Source organism: Pseudomonas imrae (genome assembly GCF_046352735.2).
Taxonomy (GTDB): Bacteria; Pseudomonadota; Gammaproteobacteria; order Pseudomonadales; family Pseudomonadaceae; genus Aquipseudomonas; species Aquipseudomonas imrae.
Window position 1 is genome coordinate 3,815,853 of record NZ_CP110853.2, and the last position, 23,147, is coordinate 3,838,999.

Genomic DNA, 23,147 nt, shown 5'->3' on the forward strand with positions numbered 1-23,147 from the left:
AGACCGGGTTCAGGGCTCGTCAGGCAACTGCGTCACGCCGTTTTCGTCGGTCATCGCCCTTTCCAGCAGATCACTCGGCAGGCTTTTGCTGGCGCGTGCGCCGAGCAGCTTCAGCTGTTCGATACGGCTGATCAGATTGCCGCGTCCATCTGTAAGCTTATTACGCGCAGCGCTGTAAGCCTTATCCAACTGCTGAAGACGATTGCCCACTTCATCCAAGTCCTGGATAAACAGTACAAACTTGTCGTACAGCCAGCCGGCGCGTTCAGCAATTTCCCGGGCGTTCTGGCTCTGGCGCTCCTGCTTCCACAGGCTGTCGATCACCCGCAGGGTCGCAAGCAGCGTCGTCGGGCTGACAATCACGATATTGCGGTCGAAAGCCTCTTGAAACAGGTTCGGCTCCGCCTGCAACGCAGCCGAAAACGCGGCTTCAATCGGCACGAACAGCAGCACGAAATCCAGGCTATGCAGGCCTTCCAGACGTTTATAGTCTTTGCCGGCCAGGCCTTTGACGTGTGTGCGCAAAGACAGGACGTGTTGTTTGAGGGCCGCCTGCCCCATCGCTTCGTCATCGGCGCCCACGTATTGCTGGTAGGCCGTGAGGCTGACCTTGGAGTCCACCACTACCTGCTTATCGCCAGGCAACAGGATCAACACATCCGGCTGGAAACGCTCGCCATCCGGCCCCTTGAGGCTGACTTGCGTCTGGTACTCACGGCCCTTTTCCAGGCCCGCGTGCTCGAGGACGCGCTCAAGTATCAACTCACCCCAATTGCCCTGGGTTTTCTGGCCCTTGAGGGCACGGGTCAGGTTGGTGGCTTCATCCGATAGGCGCAGGTTCAGTTGCTGCAGGCGCTCCAATTCCTTGGCCAGGGAGAACCGCTCCCGGGCCTCGCTCTGATAGCTTTCTTCCACACGCTTTTCAAAAGACTGGATGCGCTCCTTGAGCGGGTCAAGGAGCTGCCCAAGGCGCTGCTGGCTGGTTTCGGCAAAGCGCTGCTCGCGTTCATCGAAGATTTTCCCCGCCAGTTCGGCGAACTGCGCCCGCAGTTCATCTCGCGAACCTTGCAGGTCATTGAGGCGTTGCTGGTGGCCGTCCTGTTGTTCGCGCAGTTCTGCGCGCAGGGACGCCGCCAAGGCATCCAGGCGGCGCAGCTCGGTTTCCTTGGCAGAACGCTCGAGGTTCCAGGCGTGGGCGGCATCACGTGCGTTATCGCGGTCGATTTGCAGCAGATCGACTTCTCGGCGCACGGCGGCCAGATCTGCCTGTTTGGCGGCATTGGCCTGGCTCAGATCGCTGATTTCATCGCGACTGGCCTCCAACTGCGCCGTCAGACCTGCCTGGGCCATTTGCGCCATGGCCAGGCGCTCTTCGAGCAGTTCCCAACCGGCCTTGCGTGCATTCAAACGCTGCTGGATTTGCCAGCACAGCACCAGCAACGGCAACGCAGCGACGCAAAGACCCAGCGCCACGCTGCTCCAGTCAAAAGCCATAGCCACTCCCGCCACTACTGTAAAAGACCAAGGTTAACCAAGCAGGTCCTCCCTGGACAGCTCAGTCTTCAATCTGGCCCAGCTCGCGCAGGGCTCGACGGTCGCCGGCACGCGCGGCCTGGCGCAGAAGATCATGACCGATGCGCAGATCACGGGCATTGCCACATTCGCGACACATCAGTTGCCCCAAACGGCTTTGTGCTGCGACCACACCTTCGCGAGCCGGTTGCTTGAGCAAACGTCCGGCGAAATGCTTGATATTGGGGTTATCGCCAATGCGTGGGTTGTCCAGCAGCCAAAGAGCAACTTTCAAGGAGAAACGCTTTGAAGCGGTAACACTGGCAGGGCTGTCGGTAACAGAAGGTGATACTGAGCGAAACTTCATAAAGCACTGTAGGGCAGAACGGAAGGCGCGCCACTCTACTCCTTTTTTCGTACGGGTAAAGCTGAAAAAATCCTGCACGCCCGTTCTAGAGCAAGCGCTTGGGACAATCCACAGAAGCTGTGGATAACTCAGTGGACAACCGCCCTTTAACTCTCGCAAAGCCCCATGAAACGGGGCCTGCACTCAAACTGACGTTTTTTTCACCAATAAAAAAAAGCCAGATTTTTCATTGACTTATATTTTTGATACAGGCTATCGGAGGTAGCCGATGAGCAGTGACAGGTGAGTGACACCGTTCGCAACCAATGTGCACAACTGCCCGCCTTATCGTTATATCGCTGGACCTTTTGATTCCATAGCCTCTCGAACCGTTACCGACTACAGGCAGCCCATGGACTCGACTGTTTGCTGGCCGCCAGCGCCATCGGCCCGTTATTTTGCTAACACACTTGCTTTACTTGCTTCAACCCATTACTATCCGCGGCGTTAGTACCAAGCTGAAAGTCAATTCTGGTCGAACAAATCCTCGTGACGTAGCTTCCCTAAAGAGAAGTTCTGTCCATACCGATGGGATCGACCGCCTCGATGGTTTCCAGGTATCACTTGCGACGACACTGCCTTTGAACAATGCAAAGGGTGTCGCGAAGTATCCATACTCTGACCGAACCAACCTGCAAATTGATCAGGATCTTCACCCCGGGCCCAGAACCTCTGCCCTTGTTGTGTTGCCTGCCCTCCTAAGTACCTACCTGCCAGCCCAAGCGCGCCAAACTTAATAGCGCTTCAAACTGGCTGCTTTGTTCCAGTCGGGTTCTTCGCTTGATCAATGGTGATCAGCGTCACTGGAACGTTTTAACGTTGCACGGTTCTTATCCGTGTCATTTGTAGGAACACCAATAAAATGTCCACTCAAATCCATACACAGGATGCCATTCGCACCCTAACCAACGCTTTTGCCCCAATGAATTGCCTGATCATGGCTGCTCGCAAAGGCTGCTTCAGCTTCACCCTGGTGAACGAACACGGCATCGCTCGTCACAGCGAACGCCTGTACCCCGATCAATACTCCAGCGCAGAACCGCTGCAGGCCGTGATCGAGCGTACCCGCCAGGCTCTTATCGCCTGATCGCTCCCAGGTTGAAACCCGAAAACCCTGCCCGAAAAGCAGGGTTTTTTATTGCCCGGCATTCGGCATGCGGGCGGATTGCCTAAGGCCAAACGGATATAACGCTTATAACCGCTCGATGAAAATGATTTAAAAACAGCCCTTTACATCGCGAATCTGACACTACACTTCAACTCAGGCGGCTTGTTCCGCTTCCGGCGAGCCTGAGATCCGATCCACTGCTGCCAAGCCCCTTTTTCTCAGGCCTCGTCGACTACTTTCACGTTTTCGAGGGCTTTATGGGTATTGCAGCCAGCGAATTGTGTCGTTATGTGATCCGCCCCACCCTGGTTTATCTGGGGCGCCACAGCCAGACTGCAGAATCCCTGTTGCTGGGGATCGCAGCCAGCCAGTCAGAACTGGGGTCGGCCCTGCATGACCGCCGCGGCCATGGTTTGTACCGCATCACCGAACCTCGTCACCGCGCCCTGTGGGACAACTACCTGGCGCTGGATCCCGAGCGCGCCAGCCTGGTACGCGGGCTTGCCAGCCAACATGCATTCTTCAGCGGGCCTCAACTCGAACTGACCGTCAACCTGCGTTACGCCACCGCCATCGCCTGGCTGCTGGTGGAACAACATCAAACACAACTGCCAAAGCCCGACGATTTACTGGCCATGGCACGTATCTGGAAAGAAATCTTTCACCCCCAGGGCCGGCTGCGGGATTTCACCCAGGCGTGGCAAACCTGCGTATCGCCCATGAATCAGGTGGCCTGCTGACCGGGCGATTTGCAAGATTCGTCAAAAATCGGCAATTTTGGTCGGATTGTCCTACAAAACCGCTCTATCTCCTGCATTTCAGCCTATAGCGCTAATGTAATTTTATTGGTACTTTCCGCAGCGGTGATCACCTCGGAGTTCTAATAATGAAAAAAGTAATGCTCAAGACCACACTTAGCCTCGCCGTCGCCTTGGCATCTTCCCATCTGTTCGCAAGTGGCTTTGCCCTCAACGAACAAGACGTTGCCGGGATGGGTACCGGTTTCGCCGGGCGCTCTTCTTCCGCCGAAAACGCAAGTACTGTTTATGGTAACCCTGCCGGTATGGCTCGCCTTGAAGGCCAGCAAATCACCGGCGGCTTTGCCGTGATTGACGCCTCGACCGATATCAAGGACACCAGTGGCCGCTCCAGCGGCTCCAACAAAGGCGACATGGTGCCTTTCACTGCCGTCCCGTTCGGTTTCTACACCAATAAGCTCAACGATCAATGGGCTGTCGGCTTTGGTGTCTACGCACCGTTCGGCTTGATCACTGATTACGAAAGCAACTTCCAGGGCCGCGCCTTCGGCAGCAAGAGCGAAGTACAAGTCATCACCTTCCAGCCGACCGTCAGCTACGCGTTCAACGATCGGGTTTCCATCGGTTTTGGTCCGACCATCAACCGCATTGCCGGGACCCTGGAGTCGAACCCTTCGCTCAGTGGCATGATCCCGGGCACCGGTGACAACCGCATCAAAGTCAAGGGTGACGATACCGCGCTGGGTTTCAACGCCGGTATTCTGGTGCAGGCCACCGACACTACGCGTGTAGGTCTGACCTATCACTCGAAAGTGAAGTACAAGCTCGAAGGCCACACCGAAGTCACGCCAGGAGCTGGCGTACCGCCCTCCGTCCTGGGCAACGGGCGCTATGACGCCTCCTTGAAAGTCGATACCCCGGAAAGCTGGGACCTGTCGGTGACCCAGGACATGAATGACGCCTGGAAGGTCTACGCCGGCGCGACCTGGACTCGCTGGAGCCGCCTCAAGGACATCACGGTCAACAACAAAGGCGTCACAGGAGCGGGCGGCGCACTCGCCCCTGCAATCGTCGGCACCATCAAGGAAGATCAGAACTGGCACGACACCTGGGCGTACGCCGTGGGTACCTCGTACCGCGTCAGCAAGCAAGTGGTGCTGCGTACCGGCCTGACTTTCGACCAGTCGCCGACCAACAACACTGATCGTTCGCCGCGCATCCCTACGGGTGACCGGACTATCTTCAGCCTGGGCCTGGGCTACGACGTCATGCCGAACATGACAGTGGACCTGGCGTATTCCTACCTCAAGGAAGAGTCCGTCAAGGTGGCTCGCCACAACGCACTGAACCAGACCTACAACGCTAAATACGAAAACAGCGCCAACGGTTTCGGCCTGGGCGTGACGTACAAGTTCTAAACCCAAGCCGCACAAAAAGCCCCGCTCTCCTGCACAGGAGGCGGGGCTTTTTTAATGGTCGACGATCAGGGCCTGGAAGCCAGCGCCTGCTCCACGGCCGTGATCAAATCCGCGTCATCGGGTTTTGTCAGGCTGGAGAAATTGGCAATCACCTTACCCTGGCGATCCACCACGTACTTGTAGAAATTCCACTTCGGCGCGCTGGTCTGGCTAGCAAGGATTTTGAACAGATGGACCGCGTCCGGCCCTCGGACCTTCTGCGGCTCGGTCATGGTGAAGGTCACGCCATAATTGACGTAACAGACCTTGGCGGTCTCTTCGCCAGTCTTGGCTTCCTGCTTGAAATCATCGGACGGCACCCCGACCACCTCCAGCCCTTGGCCCTTATAGCGCTGGTATAACGCTTCGAGCCCTTTGAATTGCGGCGCAAACCCGCAAAAACTGGCGGTATTGACGATCACCAGGGGTTTACTGGCAAAGCGTTGGCACAGGTCGATGGATTCCTTGACACGCAATTTTGGCAGTTGGCCTTCAAGCAACGGCGGACAGTCGGCGGCCAGGGCAACTGCGCCACAGGCCATCATCAACACAGGTACTGCGAGCCAGCGCTTAAGCATGTCGGATACCCTCAAATAAGTTCAGACAAGGAACTTAACAGATCGACATCCCCAGTTGCATCAACGCCAGGCCGCTGCGCTGCCAGCCCCACCAGGCAATCAGCAGAAGCGCAGCCAGCCCTGCCCCACCCAACCAGTATCGAACTGAATTCATGCTGCCTCCATCTGCGCCTGCAACCTCGCCACCGGCCGCTCACGTACCGGCCAGTTGAGAGCTGCGGCGAGTACGCTCAAAACAATCGCCACCTGCCAGATCAAATCGTAGTTGCCGGTTCGATCATAAACCACGCCACCCAACCAACCGCCGAGGAACGAGCCCAGTTGATGGAACAGGAACACAATCCCCCCCAGCATCGACAGGTTTCGTACGCCGAACAAGGTCGCGACCGTACCGTTGGTCAGAGGCACGGTGGAAAGCCACAAAAACCCCATGGCCATGCCGAACAGATAAGCACTGATCTGCGTCACCGGCGCCCACAGGAACAATACGATCACCACTGCCCGCAACAAGTACAACGCGGTGAGCAAGCGTGGCTTGGACATGCGCCCGCCGAGCCAACCGGCGGTGTAGGTGCCAAAGATATTGAACAGGCCGATCAGCGCCAGCACCGTGGTGCCGACGGTTGCTGGCAAGTGTTGATCCACCAGGTAGGCCGGCAGATGCACGCCGATAAACACCACCTGAAAACCACACACGAAAAAACCGAAGGCCAGCAGCCAGAAACCGGAATGGGAGCAAGCTTCATGCAAGGCTTCGCGCAATGTCTGTTGGCCGGCCAGTATCGGTAGCGGGCGATCCTTGATCAGCGTCACCAAAGGCACGATCAGGGCCACCAGCAGCCCCAGCACGAGCAACGCGGCCGACCAGCCCAGCCAGCCAATCAGGCCCAGGGTGCCCGGCAACATGGCGAACTGACCGAAAGAGCCTGCAGCACTGGCGAGCCCCATGGCCATGCTGCGCTTTTCCGGTGCCACAGCACGCCCAACGACGCCCAGGATCACCGAGAACGAGGTGCCTGACAGGCCAATGCCGATTAACAAACCGGCGCTCAGCGACAGGGTCAGCGCCGAATCGGACAACCCCATGAATACCAGGCCCAAGGCATAGAGCACGCCACCGACCATCACCGTGCGGGCCGCACCAAAGCGATCGGCCAGCGCACCGGTAAACGGTTGGGCCAGGCCCCAGATCAGGTTCTGCAGGGCGATAGCAAAGGCAAATGTTTCGCGTCCCCAGCCGAACTCGATGCTCATGGGAGACAGAAACAGGCCGAAGCCATGCCGCACGCCAAGGGAAAGGGCCAGGATCAGCGCACTGCCTACTAGAATCCAACCACTGGTACGCCACATCGAGGTCATTTTTTATTCTCCGCTCGCGGGTATATACCCGCTTATAGTCGAACACCTCGCATTCAAGCGAGTTCGTCCAGCAAGGCCAACAGTGTTTCGCGCTTTTCTGCACCCAACTTATCGATCAACTTCTGCTGCGCAACCTCCCAGGCCGGCAACGCTGCAGCCAGCCGTTCCTTGCCCGCTTCCGTTAGCAACACCAAGCGATTACGCAGGTCATCACCTTCGACCAATTGCACCAGGCCTTCGCCCTCCAGCACCCGCAGATTACGTCCCAGGGTGCTGCGGTCCAGGCCCATGGCGTCGGCCAGGCTGGAGATACTTGGCTGGTCCAGGCGCTGCAGATTACACAGTAAAGAATACTGGGCGACGTTGATTCCGAAGCCGTCGAGGGCGCCGTCGTAATGCCTGCTGACACCACGAGCGGCGCGACGCAGGTTAGTACATAAACAGTGGGAGGTCAGCATGGTGCGTGTATATACCCGCGATCAGAAAAATGCAAGAAACCGTTACAGAGCCAGGCCAACCAGTACCGCGACTTCCAGCAACTCCAACAGCGCGCCTGCCGTGTCGCCGGTGGTTCCGCCCAGCCGGTTGACCATCAATTGGCGCAAGACCACGAAACACAGGGCTGCCAGCAACACCGCGATGCCACCGCTGAAACCGCCGATCAGGATACAGGCCAGACCGCTGAGGATAAGCACCTGCTGGCCGACAAGGCGTGGCAGATGATCCGCCAGCGCCTGCCCCAGACCACCAACACGCACATAACGGGTAGTGAGAAACAGCGCCAGCATTGAAGCGCGACCAATAAACGGCACGAGAATCAACGCGGCGCCATTGCCTTGCTCAATCAACGCCACCAGCGCACAGAACTTGAGCAGCAACACCAAAGCCAGCGTAACCACAGCAATCGGGCCGCTGCGCGGGTCCTTCATGATGCTCAGGGTGCGCTCGCGGTCGCCAAAACCACCGAGCCAGGCGTCAGCGCTGTCTGCCAAACCGTCCAGGTGCAGACCACCACTGAGCAACACCCACACCGTCAATACCAAGGCCGCGTGCAGGAGCAAGGGTGCGCCCATCAGCACACTGTTCAGCCCCCATAGCAGCAACCCGAACAGCAACCCCACCAGCGGATAAAACAGCAGCGAGCGCCCCAGCTCCCGGGGTTGCGGCATGCCCGCCAAACGGATCGGCAAGCTGCTGAGAAACTGCAAGGCTATCCACAAAGGCAACATATTCAGGCCCCTTCGCTCAATGTGCCCTGGGCATCGACCCGCACGCTGAACAAGCCGCCATGGCCGACCTCGACATTCAGCAACTGCTCACGGGGCAAGCCCCGCGCCTGCGCCAACAGCAAGCGCATCACGCCACCATGGCTGATCAATAGCACGCGCTGACCTGCATAGCGCTGGTGTAACCGCAAGACAGCGGCGTGTACGCGCCGGGAGAACGCTTCGACAGGTTCGCCACCCGGCGGCGTGAAGCCGTACGGATCAGCCCAGAACAAACCCAAAGCCTGCGCATCGGTTTGCATCAACTGTGCCGCGCTTTGCCCTTCCCAGGCGCCGAAATGCAGTTCCTGCAGATCCTTTTCCAGGCTCACCGGCAGATTCAGTCGAGCACCCAACTCCTCGGCAAACCGCGCGCAACGCTGCAGCGGCGAGCTGACCAGTCGATCCCATGGCCCACTCCCCTGCACGGCACCGCGCATTTGTTCCCAGCCCTTGAGCGTCAAGGCATCGTCCAGGCTGCCACGCAAGCAGCCACCCAGTTCGGTTTCACCATGACGCAGCAAGTCCAGATACAACGTCATGCCGGACGGTCCGCCACAGCAGCCTCAGCAAAGGTCGCCATTTGCCCGTGCAACGCACAAGCCAGGCGCAACAACGGCACCGCCAGCGCCGCACCACTGCCTTCGCCCAGACGCAAACCCAGATGCAGCAACGGTTCGGCCGCAAGGCTTTGCAACACATGGCGATGGCCGGGCTCGGCACCACAATGGCCGAACAACAGCCAGTCGCGGCAGGACGGGTTCAGGCGCACGGCAACAAGCGCCGCCACGCTGCAGATAAACCCGTCCACCAGCACTGCGACACCTTCCTGTGCGCACGCCAGGTAGGCGCCCACCAGTGCGGCAATCTCAAAACCGCCCAGGCTGAACAGGGTTTGCAGCGTGTCACCGCGTCGCGGTGCATGCAGCGCCAATGCGCGCTCGATGACCGCGGCTTTGTGGCTGACACCTTGTGCATTCAGGCCGGTGCCAGGGCCAGTCAAGTCACTTACCGGGCAAGCGAGCAATGCACAGGCCAGCGCGCTCGCTGCGGTGGTGTTGCCGATACCCATCTCCCCGCCGATAAACAACTGCGCGCCGACCTCCCCTGCGCGCCGGACGCTGTCACGGCCGGCATCCAGGGCCTGGCAGCCCTGGGCGTGGGTCATCGCCGGGCCTTGGACGAAATTGGCCGTGCCGGCGGCGATGTTCAGGTGGCGCACCCCCGGCAGATTCAATGAAGGGCTCACCGTACCGAGGTCCACCACCTCCAGTTGCGCGCCCAACTGACGCGCCAACACACTGATTGCCGCGCCTCCCGTGACGAAGTTATGCAGCATCTGCCCGGTAACTGCCTGGGGGTAGGCCGAGACGCCTTCCGCCACCACGCCGTGATCACCGGCAAAAATCGCAATCCATACCTGGTCGACGCAAGGCTTGAGCTGCCCTTGCAGGCCAGCCAGTTGCACCGCCAAGGCTTCCAGTTGCCCAAGGGACCCGGCCGGCTTGGTCAATTGCTGCTGACGGGCCAGGGCCAGTTCATACGTCTGGGCGTCAAGCGTTTTGCATGGGTCGAGCCACCAGGATCGAGTCATAGCGCAGTACCTTTCAAAGTCAGGGGCAAGCCGGCGACTGTCAGGACAACACGCTGACAACGCTCGGCCAAAGCTTGATGCAGCCAACCGGCTTCATCGACATAGCGGCGAGTCAATTGGCCCAGCGGCACAACTCCCAGCCCGGTTTCGTTGCTGACGAAAATGATTTCACCCGGCAGGCAGGCCAGGCCGTCCAACAGGTGCTCGCGCTCGCGGGCCAGACGCTGCGGGTCGTCGAGCATCAATAGGTTGGTGAGCCACAGGGTCAGGCAATCCACCAGCAGGCAGCGCCCGACAGCCGCGTTTTCCCGCAGCACACGGGCCAGCTCGACAGGCTCCTCGATCAGCCCCCACTCGGCAGGACGACGCGCCTGGTGCATGGCCACCCGTTGGCTCATTTCGCCGTCCAGCGCTTGGCTGGTGGCTATATAGATGACGGGGAACGTACTGTCGATGGCAAGCTTTTCGGCCAAACGGCTTTTACCGGAACGGGCGCCACCAAGGATAAGTTGCAACATGCCTGGAACCTCAAAATGGCCGGTTTCCCGACCTCAAATACCACACAGTTTGCGCAGTAGCCCGGTGTCCAGGTGCTGCTCCACCAAGTCCGCCAGACGCTCGATATCCCGCTCGCGCAGGCCGTGATAATCCACTTCCTGCACATCCTGCAAACCGGCCCAACGCAACAACGCACTGCAGGCCGCCGGGGTCTCGAAAAGGCCGTGCAGATAGGTGCCAAGGATTTGCCCATCGTCGCTGCAAGCACCGTCGCTGCGACCGTCGTCCAGTTGCACCGCAGGCTTCGCCAGGCCATCGCCACGGGTCACGCCAGCATGGATTTCATAGCCACTGACCGGTACGTCTTCAAGCATCAGCCGGCCCTGCACATTGCGCAATTGCTTCTCTGCTTGCAGGGTCGTGCTGAACGCCAGCAGCCCCAGCCCATCGCTGGAGCCCGCGGCGCCCTCCAGGCCCAGCGGGTCATGCACCTGTTTGCCGAGCATCTGCAGCCCCCCGCAAATCCCCAACACTTTGCCGCCGTAGCGCAGATGCCGGGCAATCGCCGTCCCCCAGCCATTGGCACGCAGGTACGCCAGATCGCTACGCACGCTTTTTGAGCCGGGCAGGATGATCAAGTCGGCTGCAGGGATCGCCTGCCCCGGGCCGATAAATTGCAGGTCCACCTGGGGATGCAGACGCAGCGGGTCAAAATCCGTGTGATTGCTGATACGCGGCAATACCGGCACCACCACTTTCAGCACCTGCGCCGCCTTATCGATCTGGCGCTGGTCGATGCCATCCTCGGCTTCCAGATGCAGATCCATCACATAGGGCAACACGCCCACCACTGGCTTGCCGGTACGCGCCTCCAACCAGTCGAGGCCAGGCTGCAACAACGCAATATCGCCACGAAAACGATTGATGATGAAGCCTTTGATGCGTGCCTGTTCCGAGGGCGACAACAGCTCCAGGGTGCCCACCAAGTGTGCGAAGACCCCGCCGCGATTGATATCGGCAATCAGCAGCACCGGGCAATCCACGGCCTCGGCGAAGCCCATGTTGGCGATATCGTTGGCCCGCAGGTTGATCTCGGCGGGCGAACCCGCGCCTTCCACCATCACCACCGGGTAGGCCGCGCTCAACCGCGCATGTGAAGCCAACACTGCCTGCATGGCTATGGCCTTGTAATCGTGATACGCCACCGCGTTCATGCTGGTGACCGCACGGCCATGAATGATGACCTGGGCACCGGTGTCGCTGTTGGGCTTGAGCAGCACCGGATTCATGTCGGTATGCGGCGCCAGGTTGGCAGCCTGGGCCTGGACTGCCTGGGCCCGGCCGATCTCGCCGCCTTGCGCCGTCACAGCACTGTTGAGCGCCATGTTCTGCGGTTTGAAGGGCACCACCGGCACGCCCTGGCGCACCACCCAGCGGCACAAGGCGGTAACCAAGGTGCTTTTGCCCGCATCGGAAGTGGTGCCCTGCACCATCAAGGTGGTCATGAGGCGTTCTTCCAGGCACCCAGGGCCTGCTCGAGACGCACCCAATCGGCGTCGGTGCCCGGCAAGCCAAAGCGCAAGCTGCTGTCGTGGGCAAACAGACGCAACAGGATGCCACGCTGGGCCATGAACTCATGCAACTGTTCGGCGCGATGGGTGATCAGCCACAAGAACAGCGCGCACTTGCCTTGCGGGTGCAGATTGTATTGTTCCAACAATGCCGACAACCGCTGGCTAGCCTCCTCGCACCGCAGGCGCTGGCGTGCATGACCGGCGGTATCCTTCAGGCATATCTGGCCCAACTCCCGCGTTGGCCCGCTGACCGCCCACGGCCCGACCTGTTCGGCAAGCAATTTGAGCAACTTGCGTTCAGCCAGCACAAAACCCAGCCGAACCCCGGCCAAGCCAAAAAACTTGCCGAACGAGCGCAGCACGATCAAGCCGACTTGATGGGACTGGCCCGCCACGCTCAACTGCGGGGTGTTATCCATAAAGGCTTCGTCCACGATCAACCAACCACCGCGCTGGGCCAACCTGGCATGCCAATCCAGCAAACGTCGGGGCGCAAGGCTAAGACCTGTAGGGTTGTTGGGGTTGACCACCACCAGAACATCGAGGCTGTCGAGGAAAAAGTCCACTTCCTGCTCCAGCACCTCGCGCACGATATAACCCGCGCGACGCCAGGCTTCGGCGTGCTCGGCATAGCACGGCGACAAAACCCCGACCTTGCCCGCCCGACGCAGGCGCGGCAACAACTGGATTGCCGCCTGTGAACCCGGTACCGGCAGCGCGTGGGAAACCCCGTAGTAATCGCACGCAGCCTGCTCCAGCCCGTCATCGGTCTCTGGCAAACGCGCCCAGGCACGCAGCGCTATTTCCGGGATCGGCCAGGGCCAGGGCGCAAGGCCGCTGGACAGGTCCAACCAGTCTTCCTGTGCGATACCGTACTGTATCGCCGCCTTGCGCAACCGGCCTCCGTGTTCAAGCATAAAATTGTGCCCCCGCACACAGAATCAGTAACCACAGCCATACGCCGCGCTGCACCAGTTGCCAGCCGCGGTCGATGGAGTCGGCGTCGGCCGGCGGCCCTTCACCCAGGGTCGGGCGTTGATGCAACTGCCCATGATACGTCGCCGCCCCACCCAACTCGACGCCCAGGGCACCAGCGCCTGCAGCCATCACCGGGCCGGCGTTGGGACTGTCCCAAGTGGAGCCCTGGGTACGCCAGCACTTGAGCGCCAGTCGGGTCTTGCCCAACAGTGCGTAGGTCAATGCCACGAGCCGGGCAGGAATGTAGTTGAGCACATCGTCGATTTTCGCCGCAGCCCAACCGAAACGTTCAAAGCGCTCATTGCGATAACCCCACATGGCATCCAGGGTGTTGCTCAAGCGGTAGAGCACCACCCCTGGCACACCGGCGACGGCAAACCAGAACAAGGCGGCAAATACCGCATCGCTACCGTTTTCCAGTACCGACTCGGTCGCCGCGCGAGCGACCTGGGTACTGTCCAGTTCGCCCGTTTCGCGGCTGACCAGATAACTCACGCGTTTGCGCGCTTCATCCAGATCATCACTGCGCAATGCCTGGGCCACCGGCGCGACGTGCTCACCCAGGCTGCGCAGGCCCAAGGCGCAGTACAGCGCGAGAATTTCGATGATCCAGCCCACGACAGGCGCCCAGGACAAGGCCGTGGCCAACACGGTCAGCGGCACCACGGTGATAAACCACGCGGTGACGCCATGACTGCGCCAGCCACGACCTGCAGAGTTGAAACGCTGTTCGACACGCCCGGCAAAATTGCCGAACGCTACCAGCGGATGCCAGCGCCTGGGTTCTCCCAGCAGCGCATCCAGCGCCACGGCAGCGACGCTCAGCAAGGCCACGCTCATTGACTCACTCCCCAATAATTCTCATACAACATGTCACTCAACGGACGCGGCTCGGTCCAGCCTTCAAGTTGCAGCATCGGTGCCGGATAGAATTGCGTCACCGGGCCCAGGCACAACACCGCCAGCGGCTTGGCACCGGCTGGCAAGCCCAGCAGGTCGGCCAGCGCCTGGGGCTCGAACAGCGACACCCAGCCCATGCCCAGCCCTTCGACGCGCGAAGCCAGCCACAGATTCTGGATCGCGCAGGACAGCGACGCCAGATCCATTTCCGGGAGGGTACGGCGGCCGAAAATATGCCGCTCGCGATCATTCATCAGCGCCGCCACCAGTACTTCGGCACAATCGTTGATACCTTCGACCTTGAGCTTCATGAACTGGTCGGAACGCTCGCCCAGGGCTTGGGCGGTGCGCACCCGCTCCTCTTCAACCAGTTGCTGGATCTGGCTTCGCAAGCCGCGGTCACTGATGCGGATAAAACGCCAAGGCTGCATCAAGCCGACACTGGGAGCCTGATGGGCCGCTTGCAACAGGCGATGCAACAACTCAGGCGCGATACTGCCACCGCTGAAGTGGCGCATATCGCGGCGCTCGGCAATGGCACGGTACACAGCCTCGCGATCGGCTGGCGGGAAGGCATTGTCAGTCATGGCGTCAGGCAACCCCGGGATCAGGCGCGAACAGCGCCGCAACCGCTTGCGGGTTGGACGGGAAGTAAAAATGCACATACGAGGCCGTCATCCGTCCATCGCGATACACCGCCTCGGCGCCACGCCCGCCATTCGGGCTCAGGCCTCGTGCAATCGGCTGGAACTCGGTACTGGTCAGTGAGTGATGATAGGTATGCCCGCGAAGCACGCCTTCCGGCAGTTCGACAATTTGCAAGGCCAGGGCGGCCAGGCGCTTTTGCATCACCGCATCACCAGGAAGCAGGCCCAGCAGCCCGGCGCGATTGCCGTCGACGTCAGTCAGCGAGTCGAGTAAATAGAGCATCCCACCACACTCGGCCAACAGCGGCTTGCCAGCGGTGTGATGGCTGCGGATCGCGGCGAGCATCGAGGTATTTTCCGACAAGGCCTGGTGATGCAGTTCCGGATAGCCGCCGGGCAGATAAAGGCTGTCGGCTTCTGGCAGGCGGCAATCATGGATCGGCGAGAAGAAAACCAGCTCGGCCCCCATGGCACGCAGCAGGTCAAGGCTGGCGCCATAGGTAAAGGCGAACGCTTCGTCACGCGCCACGGCAATCCGCACGCCGGCCAGCAACGGCTCGGCCGTGGTCACCTCGGGTGCGGCAAACTCCACCGGCGGTGGCAGCGCGACCTCGCAACTGCCGCCCAAAGCCGTGGCAGCCGCATCCAGGCGCAGGTCCAGGTCATTCAACTCGCTGGCTTGCACCAGGCCCAGGTGACGACTGGGCAGTTCGATGCCCGTCTCGCGGGACAGCGCACCGTACCAACGCAAACCTTCTGTCAGGCTGCCTTCCAGCAATTGCGCATGACGCAGGGTGCCCACCCGGTTGGCCAATACGCCGGCGAAAGGCAGGTCCGGTTGATAACGTGCCAGCCCCAGCGCCAGGGCGCCAAAGGTCTGGGCCATGGCAGTACCGTCGATCACCGCCAGTACAGGCACACCAAAATGCCGCGCCAGATCAGCACTGGACGGCGTGCCGTCAAACAGCCCCATGACACCTTCAATGAGGATCAGGTCAGCCTCCCCCGCTGCTTCCCACAACAGGCGGCGACTCTCCTGCTCACCCACCATCCACATATCCAATTGATACACCGGCGCCCCACTGGCGCGCTCATGGATCATGGGGTCGAGAAAGTCCGGGCCGCACTTGAACACCCGGACCTTGCGCCCCAGGTTACGGTGCAAGCGGGCCAGGGCGGCCGTGACGGTGGTCTTGCCCTGGCCGGAGGCCGGCGCAGCGATCAGCACCGCCGGACAATGTCGCGGCTGATTCAAAGTTCGATGCCCTTCTGTGCCTTGATCCCGGCCTGGAACGCATGCTTGAGCATGCCCATTTCAGTGACCGTGTCGGCCAGTTCAATCAGCTGCGGCTTGGCACCACGGCCGGTAACCAGCACGTGTTGCATCGGCGGGCGGGCTTGTAGGTCGCTGAGTACTTGATCCAGGTCGAGGTAGCCGTGCTTGAGGGCAATATTCAGCTCATCCAGTACGACCAGGCCAACGCTGGGGTCCTGCAACATTTCCCGGGACACCTGCCAGGCAGCTTCGGCGGCGGCGATATCTCGCTGGCGGTCCTGGGTTTCCCAGGTAAAGCCTTCGCCCATCACGTGGAAACGCACCTGCTCGGGAAAGCGGCGGAAGAACAACTCTTCACCGGTGCTGTTGCGGCCCTTGATGAACTGCACCACACCGCACTGCATGCCGTGCCCCATGGCACGCGCCAGCATGCCAAACGCCGAGCTACTCTTGCCTTTGCCATTGCCAGTCAGCACCAGCAGCAATCCGCACTCGTTGGGGGAGTTGGCAATACGTTCGTCGATCAGCGCTTTTTTGCGCAGCATGCGCGCCAGATGGCGTTCGTCACGATCAGGGGATTCAGTCATGGCAGCTCTCCGTTGGGGCTGGGCAAAAACGGCAGGCAGGAAAAAGACACAGGTGAAGCCAAGCATCGCCCACCGTGATGCTGTTGGATGAATCAGGCCGGTCTCCGGGCTCATGAGTGGCGTGTTCGTCGAGGAGCACTGTCCGACGATGCGCCTTCCCGTATCGCACGCGATACAGTGGCATAAGCAGCGTCTTGACTCATTTACCGTTGCGGGGGCAGCGCCGGGATTGTGGCTGCACTGTGTACAAGTGCGCTCACTCACCGGCTTCCCTGTTTCACTCTGTCGACTTGATCGCCACAGAGCACCTGAAACAAGCGGCGAAGGTTAGTGGGTTGGGGATGGAGCGTCAATTAAAGCCGGCCATGCACTTGAACCATCCCGCTGCCTCGAGCCTCTATGACTACACATATGAGGAGAAAACCATGCACAAGACCCGAATCGCCCTGCTGGTCATGGCGGCAGGCGCCCTTGCCGCCTGTGGTGAAAGCTCAACCTTGCAAGTGTCCGACGGCACCGGGCCGTCGCCCAAACTGCCAGAACCGAATAAAACCCTGATTCCTACCGTCAACATCGCCCCCGCAATTGGCTGGCCCGACGGTATCAAGCCGACAGCCGCACCCGGCACCCAGGTCGCGGCATTTGCCGAAGGCCTGGATCACCCTCGCTGGCTATACGTGCTGCCCAATGGCGACGTGCTGGTAGCAGAAACCAACGCCCCGCCCAAACCGGACGATTCCAAAGGCATCCGTGGCTGGGTCATGGAGAAAGTCATGGGCCGCGCCGGTGCCGGGGTACCCAGCCCGAACCGCATCACACTGTTGCGCGATGCCGACCATGACGGCGTGGCGGAAACCCGTACGGTATTCCTGGAAAACCTCAACTCACCATTCGGCATGACCCTGGTGGGTAATGATCTGTACATCGCCGACTCGGATAAGCTGCTGCGCTTTCCTTACCAGCCAGGCGAAACCTCCATCACCGCACCTGAAACCAAGGTCGTCGATCTGCCGGGTGGCCCCTTGAACCATCACTGGACGAAAAACGTGATTGCCAGCAAAGACGGCAGCAAGTTGTACGTCAGCGTCGGCTCCAACAGCAACGTCGGGGAAAACGGCCTGAAAGCAGAACAAGGTCGTGCAGCGATTTGGGAAGTGGATCGGGCCAGCGGTAAACACCGGATCTTCGCATCCGGCCTGCGCAACCCCAACGGCATGGCATGGGAGCCACAAAGCGGCAAGCTATGGACGGCAGTCAACGAGCGCGACGAAATCGGCAGCGACCTGGTGCCGGACTACATTACGTCAGTCAAGGATGGCGGCTTCTATGGCTGGCCCTTCAGTTATTACGGCCAGCATGTGGATGTGCGCGTAGAACCGCAGGATCCGGATCTAGTAGCCAAGGCTATCGCCCCGGATTACGCCATGGGACCGCATACAGCTTCACTGGGCCTGACATTCGCCGAGGGCACCACGCTGCCGGCGCGTTTGAGCAACGGTGCGTTTGTCGGTCAGCACGGCTCGTGGAACCGCAAACCCCATAGCGGCTACAAGGTAGTTTTTGTACCGTTTGAAGGAGGCATGCCGAAAGGACAACCAGTGGATGTGCTGACCGGTTTCCTCAATAGTGACGAAAAAGCCATGGGCCGACCGGTAGGCGTGGTGATCGACCGACAAGGGGCCTTGCTGGTAGCCGACGACGTAGGCAATAAGGTTTGGCGGGTATCAGCCGTTCAGTAGAAGGGGGCGTTGCGAGATTTTAGCGGCGAGCTGCAGGCGGAACGACAAAACTACTTGCAGCTTGCCGCTTGATACTTACAGCTGCCTTCAAGGATTCCTCGCCAGGTGTTCGGCCGGCAACACGCGCTTGGCGCTCAAGTAAGCATTCTGCCAATAGGTCTTGGACAGGGTATCGAGCTTCACCGTGCCACCCGTTTGCGGTGCGTGGACAAAACGCCCTTCGCCGACGTAAATCCCGGCATGGCTGACCTGCGAACCACCACCGGTGGCGAAGAACAGCAGATCTCCGGTTTGCAAGGCGTCCTCACTGACGTTCTGCGCACGCATCACAATCAGTTCACGAGTAGTTCGCGGCAGGGAAATACCAGCGGCATCGCGGTAGACAAAACCAATCAGGCCACTGCAATCAAAACCCGAATCAGGCGTATTGCCGCCCCAGCGATAAGGCGTTCCTACCAAACCCAGGGCGCGAAACAACACGTCTTCGGCCACTGGCGAGAAGCTCTGGGTGGAATAGTTGAATACCGGCTTTGGCTTGACGGCCACAGGCGCAAGTTGCGGGCGACTTGCACAGGCGCTGAGCAGCGCGGCGCAAACGAGAAGAATTAGGCGGGCCGAGGTCGACATGGGCAAAACAATCCTGATCTGGATGTGGCTTTCGCTGCCGAAGGCTGAAATCAGAACGCGCAAGCAAGGCTCGCGCGATCAGATTCACAACAATGTACCAGGATTCTAGCGCTTACACGTCAAACTTCAAGTATCACTTTAACTTTACTTGCGAGAGGTAACGGTAGTGGGAGCCATGGCCAGGGCGCGCTTGGCCTCAATGAAGGTCTTGCTCCAGTAGCCGGAGTCCAACTTGTCGACCCGTACACCGCCGCTGCGGCTGCTGCTGGAGTGGATGAACTGGTCATCGCCCAGATAGATACCCGCGTGGCTTACACGACCACGGCCATTGGTACTGAAGAAAAGCAGATCACCCGGCTTGAGGTTGTTTCGTGCGACCAACGGTGCATCCAGGTTGATCATTTCGCGAGTCGAGCGCGGCAGGTTCATACCCGCCTCTTCACGAAACAGATAGCCGATGAAGCCACTGCAATCGAAGCCGGCTTCGGTGCTGCCGCCGAAGCGATAGCGGGTACCGATCAGGGACATGCCGCGCTCGAGGATGCTGTCTGCCAGAAGCGGAAGCTGATAAGGCTTGCTGTCGGAGAACTCTGCCAGTTCTTTTTCTGTCACGAGCTCTTCTTCATAAACAGTAGAAGACTGCGCTGCAACGAACTTGGCTTGGTGCTGCTGTTGCGATGTTTGCTGCTCAGCCACTTGAGGGTGGGAGGCGCAACCGAACAACAGGGTAACGAGTGCGAGAGGCACGAGGGGTGCGAAGCGATTGAGCATGGGCACGACCGTGGCTGATATGTAAAGAAGACGCGACTATGCCTTCTATCACATCGATTTGCAAATTCAATCGCGGCCTATGTGACTTCTTGTTCGCAGCCTGACATCTAAGCCCCTGCCCCCTATCCAGGCCCTCTTGCATGGCCAGGTCGGTTCAACCGCAGCATTATTGGCGCCTGTAAAACGCCAAGACAGTGACTTCAAAGGGCCATCACCAGCCAAGGGTTTCTTTAAGAAAGGGAATCGTGAGCTTGCGCTGGGCTTGCAGGGACGCTTGATCGAGTTGTTCGAGCAAATCGAACAACGCACTCATGCTGCGGGTACCGCGCGTCAGGATGAAATGGCCGACCTCATCGGTCAGGTGCAGGCCACGGCGGGAAGCACGCAACTGCAGGGCGCGCAGCTTGTCTTCATCTGACAAGGGACGCATCTGGAAAATCAGCGCCAGGGTCAGCCGGGACTTGAGATCCGCCAACTTGACCGGCAACTCGCGAGGCGAGGTAGAAGCGGCAATCAGCAACCTGCGCCCGCTGTCGCGCAGACGGTTGAACAGGTGAAACAGCGCCTCTTCCCAATCCGCTCGCCCGGCTACCGCTTGCAGGTCGTCCAGGCAAACCAATTCGTATTGTTCAAGGTTATCGAGGATTTCGATGCCACGATCCAGCAATTCCGCCAGCGGCAGGTATACCGCCGACTCCCCCAACTGCTCAAAACGCAGGCAGGCCGCCTGCAACAAGTGAGTACGCCCTACGCCGTCCTTGCCCCAGAGGTAGATAAGACTTTCGGTCCAACCGGCGTCGGCTTCGCAAAGCCGCTCGACATAGCCGAGTGCAGCGGCATTGGCGCCTGGGTAGTAGTTGATAAAGGTAGCGTCGTCACGCAGACGCACACCTAGGGGCAGCTGAATCGGTTTCATGCTGACTGAACAGTTCGGATCGAACCGTTAGTGGCCTCTGTGTAAAGTTCGCAAAGTTTATACCCGTGACGCTGGGCGCACAATGCAACAGACCACAAGCAAAATCAAAGGTTTGCGTTAACTTGTTGGATTTTTTGGGTTTATTTGACGCAATGGCCGGATGGCAAGGCGGATTGACGACAAACCCGGCATCGCACCGGGTTTGCCGTAAAACCTTACAACTGGGACTCATCGACCCCTGTATAGGCACCCGAATCCTTGTACAGGTCATGCACATGGCGAACCAGCACCATGATCACCGCCGCAACCGGGAGCGCCAACAGGATTCCGGTAAAACCAAACAGCTCGCCGCCCGCCAGGATCGCAAAGATCACGGCGACCGGATGCAGGCCGATTCGATCACCCACCAGCAATGGCGTCAGCACCATGCCTTCGAGCGCCTGCCCGACCATGAACACCGCGACAATGCCCAGCATCGGGTACAAGTCGCCGCCAAACTGGAACAGTCCAGCGATCAGGGCTGCACCAATGCCGATGACGAATCCCATATACGGGACAATCGCCGCCAGGCCAGCGATAACACCGATCAACAGGCCCAGTTCCAGGCCAATCACCATCAAGCCGGCGGCATAGATAAAGCCCAACGCCACCATCACCAGCAACTGGCCGCGGACGAAAGCACCCAGCACTTCGTGACACTCCTCTGCCAGGGACACGATGCGTTCCTCGCGATCACGCGGCAGCAGACTGCGGATCTTCGCAATCATGATGTCCCAATCACGCAGCAGATAAAACGCCACCACCGGAATCAACACCAGGTTCGTCAGCCAGCCGATCAGCGCCAGGCTGGAAGCCGTGGCCTGGCTGAGAATGATCCCGACGATATCGGTCGTCTGGCCCATATGCTCACTGATGGCGGCCTTGACCTTGTCGAATTTCCAGAAGCCATCGGCCAGACCGAGGCTGGACTGAACCCAGGGCATCGCCGTGTGCTGCAGCCAGTCGAGCATCTGTGGTGCCAGTTCGTAGAGACGAATCATCTGCTTGGCCAGCATGGGGACCAGCACCAGAAACAGCGCCATGATAATCAAGGTAAACAGGGTAAAAACCGTCACCACCCCCCAGGTTCGCGACAGCCCGGCTTTTTCCAGCCGATCCACGACGGGATCGAACAGATAGGCCAGCAGCAGCGCGACCAGGAACGGCGTCAGGATCGAATGCAGCAGGAACACAAAAACGCACAGCAGGACAATCCCGCCAAGCCACACCCAACGACGCGTATCCGCCATATACCGCTCCATTTATTGTTTGCTTCTATATAAGAAAGAACATTCACCAACGAAAACGCAGTTGTGGCGTCGGCTCGACCGCCAGCGCAGGCACCGCTTGCGAACCTTCGGCAGCGGGCAACTGCACCGGTTGCGACACCGGCACTTCGCCAGCCGGTACCTCCTGCAACTTCGCCAGGCTCAGTTGGGTGCGCAATTGATCAGCACTGCCATTGACCTGATAGACGATCCGGTTGCCATCGACCCGCTGTAACTTCGCGCCAAAGGGCTCCAGCAGATGCCCCAAAGCCGCATAACGCTCAAGACTCATGCCTTGCACTTCAAGTAACTGCTCGCTGGAAACTCCAGCCTTGACCGCAAAGCGTGGCGCCAGGCGCTCGCTCACTGCCAGCAACACGGCGTCGGCCAGCGCAGCTGTGTCCGCGCCCTGCACAGTGCCCTGCTCTGTTTCATCACCCAGCCACAAACGCCACTTGGCTTGCCATTGACCCACCTCTTCACGGGCATGTACTGCCAGCAAGGCGTCAGTACCGTAGCGCTGCGATGCAGAGCGCAGTGGCGCCGGATCAGCGCTTTCAAAATTCGGTGCTGTGGCGACAATCTGCTCATCAAGATCACCCAACGGCAGACGCAGCGGCAGCCCGCGGTGCTGGGCTGCGCGACGCAACGGTTCAGCGGCAGCCTGACCGTCGGCTACAAGGCTGCTGCCTTCGGTCGAGTCACTCAGCCACCAGCCCAGGATCGAAGGCCTATTGCTACCCCAAAGTGCCAGCCCGGCGTCACGCAACGCACGGTCCGTGCTGGCAGGGTCAAAATCCACCTGCAGGCTTTCGGGAGGGCCCGCGTCATAACCGTACTGGCTGATAATTTGTTGCGGATCCTTGCGAACTGCCGCCAGCCCAGGACCTTGAGCGGCCTTGGCATCGCCAGTCAGGCGAGTTACCAGGGTTTGCAGAGCGCGCTGAGTTGCCTGATCTCGCTCATCCGGAGATTGGCTGCTGACAGGCTCCAGTACTTGATAGAGGCCATTGAGGGTTTCGGCATGACTCGCCAGGCTGACCAATGACAAACAGCCTACAAAAAAGTATCTACTCAGACCCATGAAGAAAGATTCCCGAACGACAAGAAGCGGCTGGAAAAGACCGCGTAAACAGGGTTTAGCTAGGCTGTGACCACAACGACCACCAAAACATTCACCACACCCCGGCAAGTTTTCGTACTGTCATAACGATAGCGGTTTAAAGGCTATACCTTAATACAGGCGATTGCGGCGCCGATTAGCGTTTTTTTACCTACATATACCTCTGC

24 protein-coding genes and 1 riboswitch are annotated in these 23,147 nt (G+C 59.7%); of the genes, 4 read left to right on the forward strand and 20 right to left on the reverse strand.

Going from position 1 to position 23,147, the window contains the following annotated elements; translation table 11 throughout:
• Positions 1-9: 9 nt before the first annotated feature.
• Complete coding sequence (gene rmuC / locus OQ460_RS17240; protein WP_410022041.1) at positions 10-1,380, reverse strand: DNA recombination protein RmuC; 1,371 nt, start codon at positions 1,378-1,380, stop codon at positions 10-12.
• A gap of 175 nt (positions 1,381-1,555) precedes the next feature.
• Positions 1,556-1,879, reverse strand: a complete 324-nt coding sequence (locus tag OQ460_RS17245) for a sel1 repeat family protein (RefSeq protein ID WP_410018605.1) — start codon at positions 1,877-1,879, stop codon at positions 1,556-1,558.
• A gap of 901 nt (positions 1,880-2,780) precedes the next feature.
• On the opposite strand from OQ460_RS17245, the gene OQ460_RS17250 reads away from it, so the two are divergent.
• From OQ460_RS17250 to OQ460_RS17260, 3 genes are all read left to right on the forward strand, one after another.
• Positions 2,781-3,005 carry a hypothetical protein gene (locus OQ460_RS17250; protein WP_019407963.1) on the forward strand — a complete coding sequence of 75 codons (225 nt, stop codon included), beginning with the start codon at positions 2,781-2,783 and terminating at the stop codon, positions 3,003-3,005.
• 278 nt (positions 3,006-3,283) lie between these two features.
• Positions 3,284-3,766, forward strand: a complete 483-nt coding sequence (locus tag OQ460_RS17255; protein WP_410018606.1) for a hypothetical protein — start codon at positions 3,284-3,286, stop codon at positions 3,764-3,766.
• 146 nt (positions 3,767-3,912) lie between these two features.
• The gene (locus tag OQ460_RS17260; RefSeq protein ID WP_410018607.1) at positions 3,913-5,202 is read left to right on the forward strand and encodes an OmpP1/FadL family transporter; all 1,290 of its coding nucleotides are present in this window, start codon (positions 3,913-3,915) and stop codon (positions 5,200-5,202) included.
• Between the two features lie 65 nt (positions 5,203-5,267).
• Here OQ460_RS17260 and OQ460_RS17265 read toward each other — a convergent pair whose 3' ends face one another.
• From OQ460_RS17265 to cobO, 13 genes are all read right to left on the reverse strand, one after another.
• Positions 5,268-5,819, reverse strand: a complete 552-nt coding sequence (locus tag OQ460_RS17265) for a glutathione peroxidase (RefSeq protein ID WP_410018608.1) — start codon at positions 5,817-5,819, stop codon at positions 5,268-5,270.
• A gap of 150 nt (positions 5,820-5,969) precedes the next feature.
• Entirely contained in the window at positions 5,970-7,169 is a 1,200-nt protein-coding gene (locus OQ460_RS17270) for an MFS transporter (RefSeq protein WP_410022042.1), read from the reverse strand.
• Positions 7,170-7,231: 62 nt separating this feature from the next.
• Positions 7,232-7,636, reverse strand: a complete 405-nt coding sequence (locus OQ460_RS17275) for a MarR family winged helix-turn-helix transcriptional regulator (RefSeq protein WP_410018609.1) — start codon at positions 7,634-7,636, stop codon at positions 7,232-7,234.
• Positions 7,637-7,678: 42 nt separating this feature from the next.
• Positions 7,679-8,407: an adenosylcobinamide-GDP ribazoletransferase gene (locus tag OQ460_RS17280; RefSeq protein ID WP_410018610.1), complete on the reverse strand. Its 729-nt coding sequence runs from the start codon at positions 8,405-8,407 to the stop codon at positions 7,679-7,681.
• A 2-nt stretch (positions 8,408-8,409) separates the two neighbouring features.
• Entirely contained in the window at positions 8,410-8,985 is a 576-nt protein-coding gene (gene cobC / locus OQ460_RS17285) for an alpha-ribazole phosphatase family protein (protein WP_410018611.1), read from the reverse strand.
• Positions 8,982-10,037: a nicotinate-nucleotide--dimethylbenzimidazole phosphoribosyltransferase gene (gene cobT / locus OQ460_RS17290; protein WP_410018612.1), complete on the reverse strand. Its 1,056-nt coding sequence runs from the start codon at positions 10,035-10,037 to the stop codon at positions 8,982-8,984. The genes cobC and cobT overlap by 4 nt, the downstream gene beginning before the upstream one ends.
• Positions 10,034-10,555, reverse strand: coding sequence for a bifunctional adenosylcobinamide kinase/adenosylcobinamide-phosphate guanylyltransferase (gene cobU / locus OQ460_RS17295; protein WP_410018613.1), 522 nt, complete (start codon positions 10,553-10,555; stop codon positions 10,034-10,036). The genes cobT and cobU overlap by 4 nt, the downstream gene beginning before the upstream one ends.
• Before the next feature lie 33 nt (positions 10,556-10,588).
• Positions 10,589-12,040, reverse strand: a complete 1,452-nt coding sequence (locus OQ460_RS17300) for a cobyric acid synthase (RefSeq protein WP_410018614.1) — start codon at positions 12,038-12,040, stop codon at positions 10,589-10,591.
• Positions 12,037-13,026, reverse strand: coding sequence for a threonine-phosphate decarboxylase CobD (gene cobD, locus OQ460_RS17305; protein WP_410018615.1), 990 nt, complete (start codon positions 13,024-13,026; stop codon positions 12,037-12,039). Before cobD ends, OQ460_RS17300 begins: the two co-directional genes overlap by 4 nt.
• Complete coding sequence (gene cbiB, locus OQ460_RS17310) at positions 13,019-13,927, reverse strand: adenosylcobinamide-phosphate synthase CbiB (RefSeq protein ID WP_410018616.1); 909 nt, start codon at positions 13,925-13,927, stop codon at positions 13,019-13,021. The genes cobD and cbiB overlap by 8 nt, the downstream gene beginning before the upstream one ends.
• Positions 13,924-14,574, reverse strand: a complete 651-nt coding sequence (gene bluB, locus OQ460_RS17315; protein ID WP_410018617.1) for a 5,6-dimethylbenzimidazole synthase — start codon at positions 14,572-14,574, stop codon at positions 13,924-13,926. The genes cbiB and bluB overlap by 4 nt, the downstream gene beginning before the upstream one ends.
• Before the next feature lie 4 nt (positions 14,575-14,578).
• On the reverse strand, positions 14,579-15,889 hold the full coding sequence (locus tag OQ460_RS17320; protein ID WP_410018618.1) for a cobyrinate a,c-diamide synthase: 1,311 nt from the start codon (positions 15,887-15,889) through the stop codon (positions 14,579-14,581).
• A complete protein-coding gene (gene cobO, locus OQ460_RS17325) occupies positions 15,886-16,497 on the reverse strand; it encodes a cob(I)yrinic acid a,c-diamide adenosyltransferase (RefSeq protein ID WP_410018619.1) in 612 nt (203 codons plus the stop codon). The genes OQ460_RS17320 and cobO overlap by 4 nt, the downstream gene beginning before the upstream one ends.
• Positions 16,498-16,574: 77 nt before the next feature.
• A riboswitch (cobalamin riboswitch) is annotated at positions 16,575-16,824 on the reverse strand.
• 98 nt (positions 16,825-16,922) lie between these two features.
• Here cobO and OQ460_RS17330 point away from each other — a divergent pair.
• Positions 16,923-18,236, forward strand: coding sequence for a PQQ-dependent sugar dehydrogenase (locus OQ460_RS17330; RefSeq protein ID WP_410018620.1), 1,314 nt, complete (start codon positions 16,923-16,925; stop codon positions 18,234-18,236).
• Positions 18,237-18,323: 87 nt separating this feature from the next.
• On the opposite strand, the gene OQ460_RS17335 is transcribed toward OQ460_RS17330, so the two are convergent.
• The 5 genes from OQ460_RS17335 to OQ460_RS17355 form a co-directional block, all read right to left on the reverse strand.
• Positions 18,324-18,863, reverse strand: coding sequence for a C40 family peptidase (locus OQ460_RS17335; RefSeq protein WP_410018621.1), 540 nt, complete (start codon positions 18,861-18,863; stop codon positions 18,324-18,326).
• A 144-nt stretch (positions 18,864-19,007) separates the two neighbouring features.
• Positions 19,008-19,634 carry a C40 family peptidase gene (locus tag OQ460_RS17340; RefSeq protein ID WP_410018622.1) on the reverse strand — a complete coding sequence of 209 codons (627 nt, stop codon included), beginning with the start codon at positions 19,632-19,634 and terminating at the stop codon, positions 19,008-19,010.
• A 211-nt stretch (positions 19,635-19,845) separates the two neighbouring features.
• Complete coding sequence (hda, locus tag OQ460_RS17345) at positions 19,846-20,550, reverse strand: DnaA regulatory inactivator Hda (protein WP_410018623.1); 705 nt, start codon at positions 20,548-20,550, stop codon at positions 19,846-19,848.
• A gap of 215 nt (positions 20,551-20,765) precedes the next feature.
• The gene (locus tag OQ460_RS17350; protein WP_410018624.1) at positions 20,766-21,839 is read right to left on the reverse strand and encodes an AI-2E family transporter; all 1,074 of its coding nucleotides are present in this window, start codon (positions 21,837-21,839) and stop codon (positions 20,766-20,768) included.
• A gap of 43 nt (positions 21,840-21,882) precedes the next feature.
• Positions 21,883-22,941 (reverse strand): DUF2066 domain-containing protein, encoded by a 1,059-nt coding sequence (locus tag OQ460_RS17355; protein ID WP_410018625.1) that lies wholly within the window; start codon positions 22,939-22,941, stop codon positions 21,883-21,885.
• Positions 22,942-23,147 lie beyond the last annotated feature (206 nt).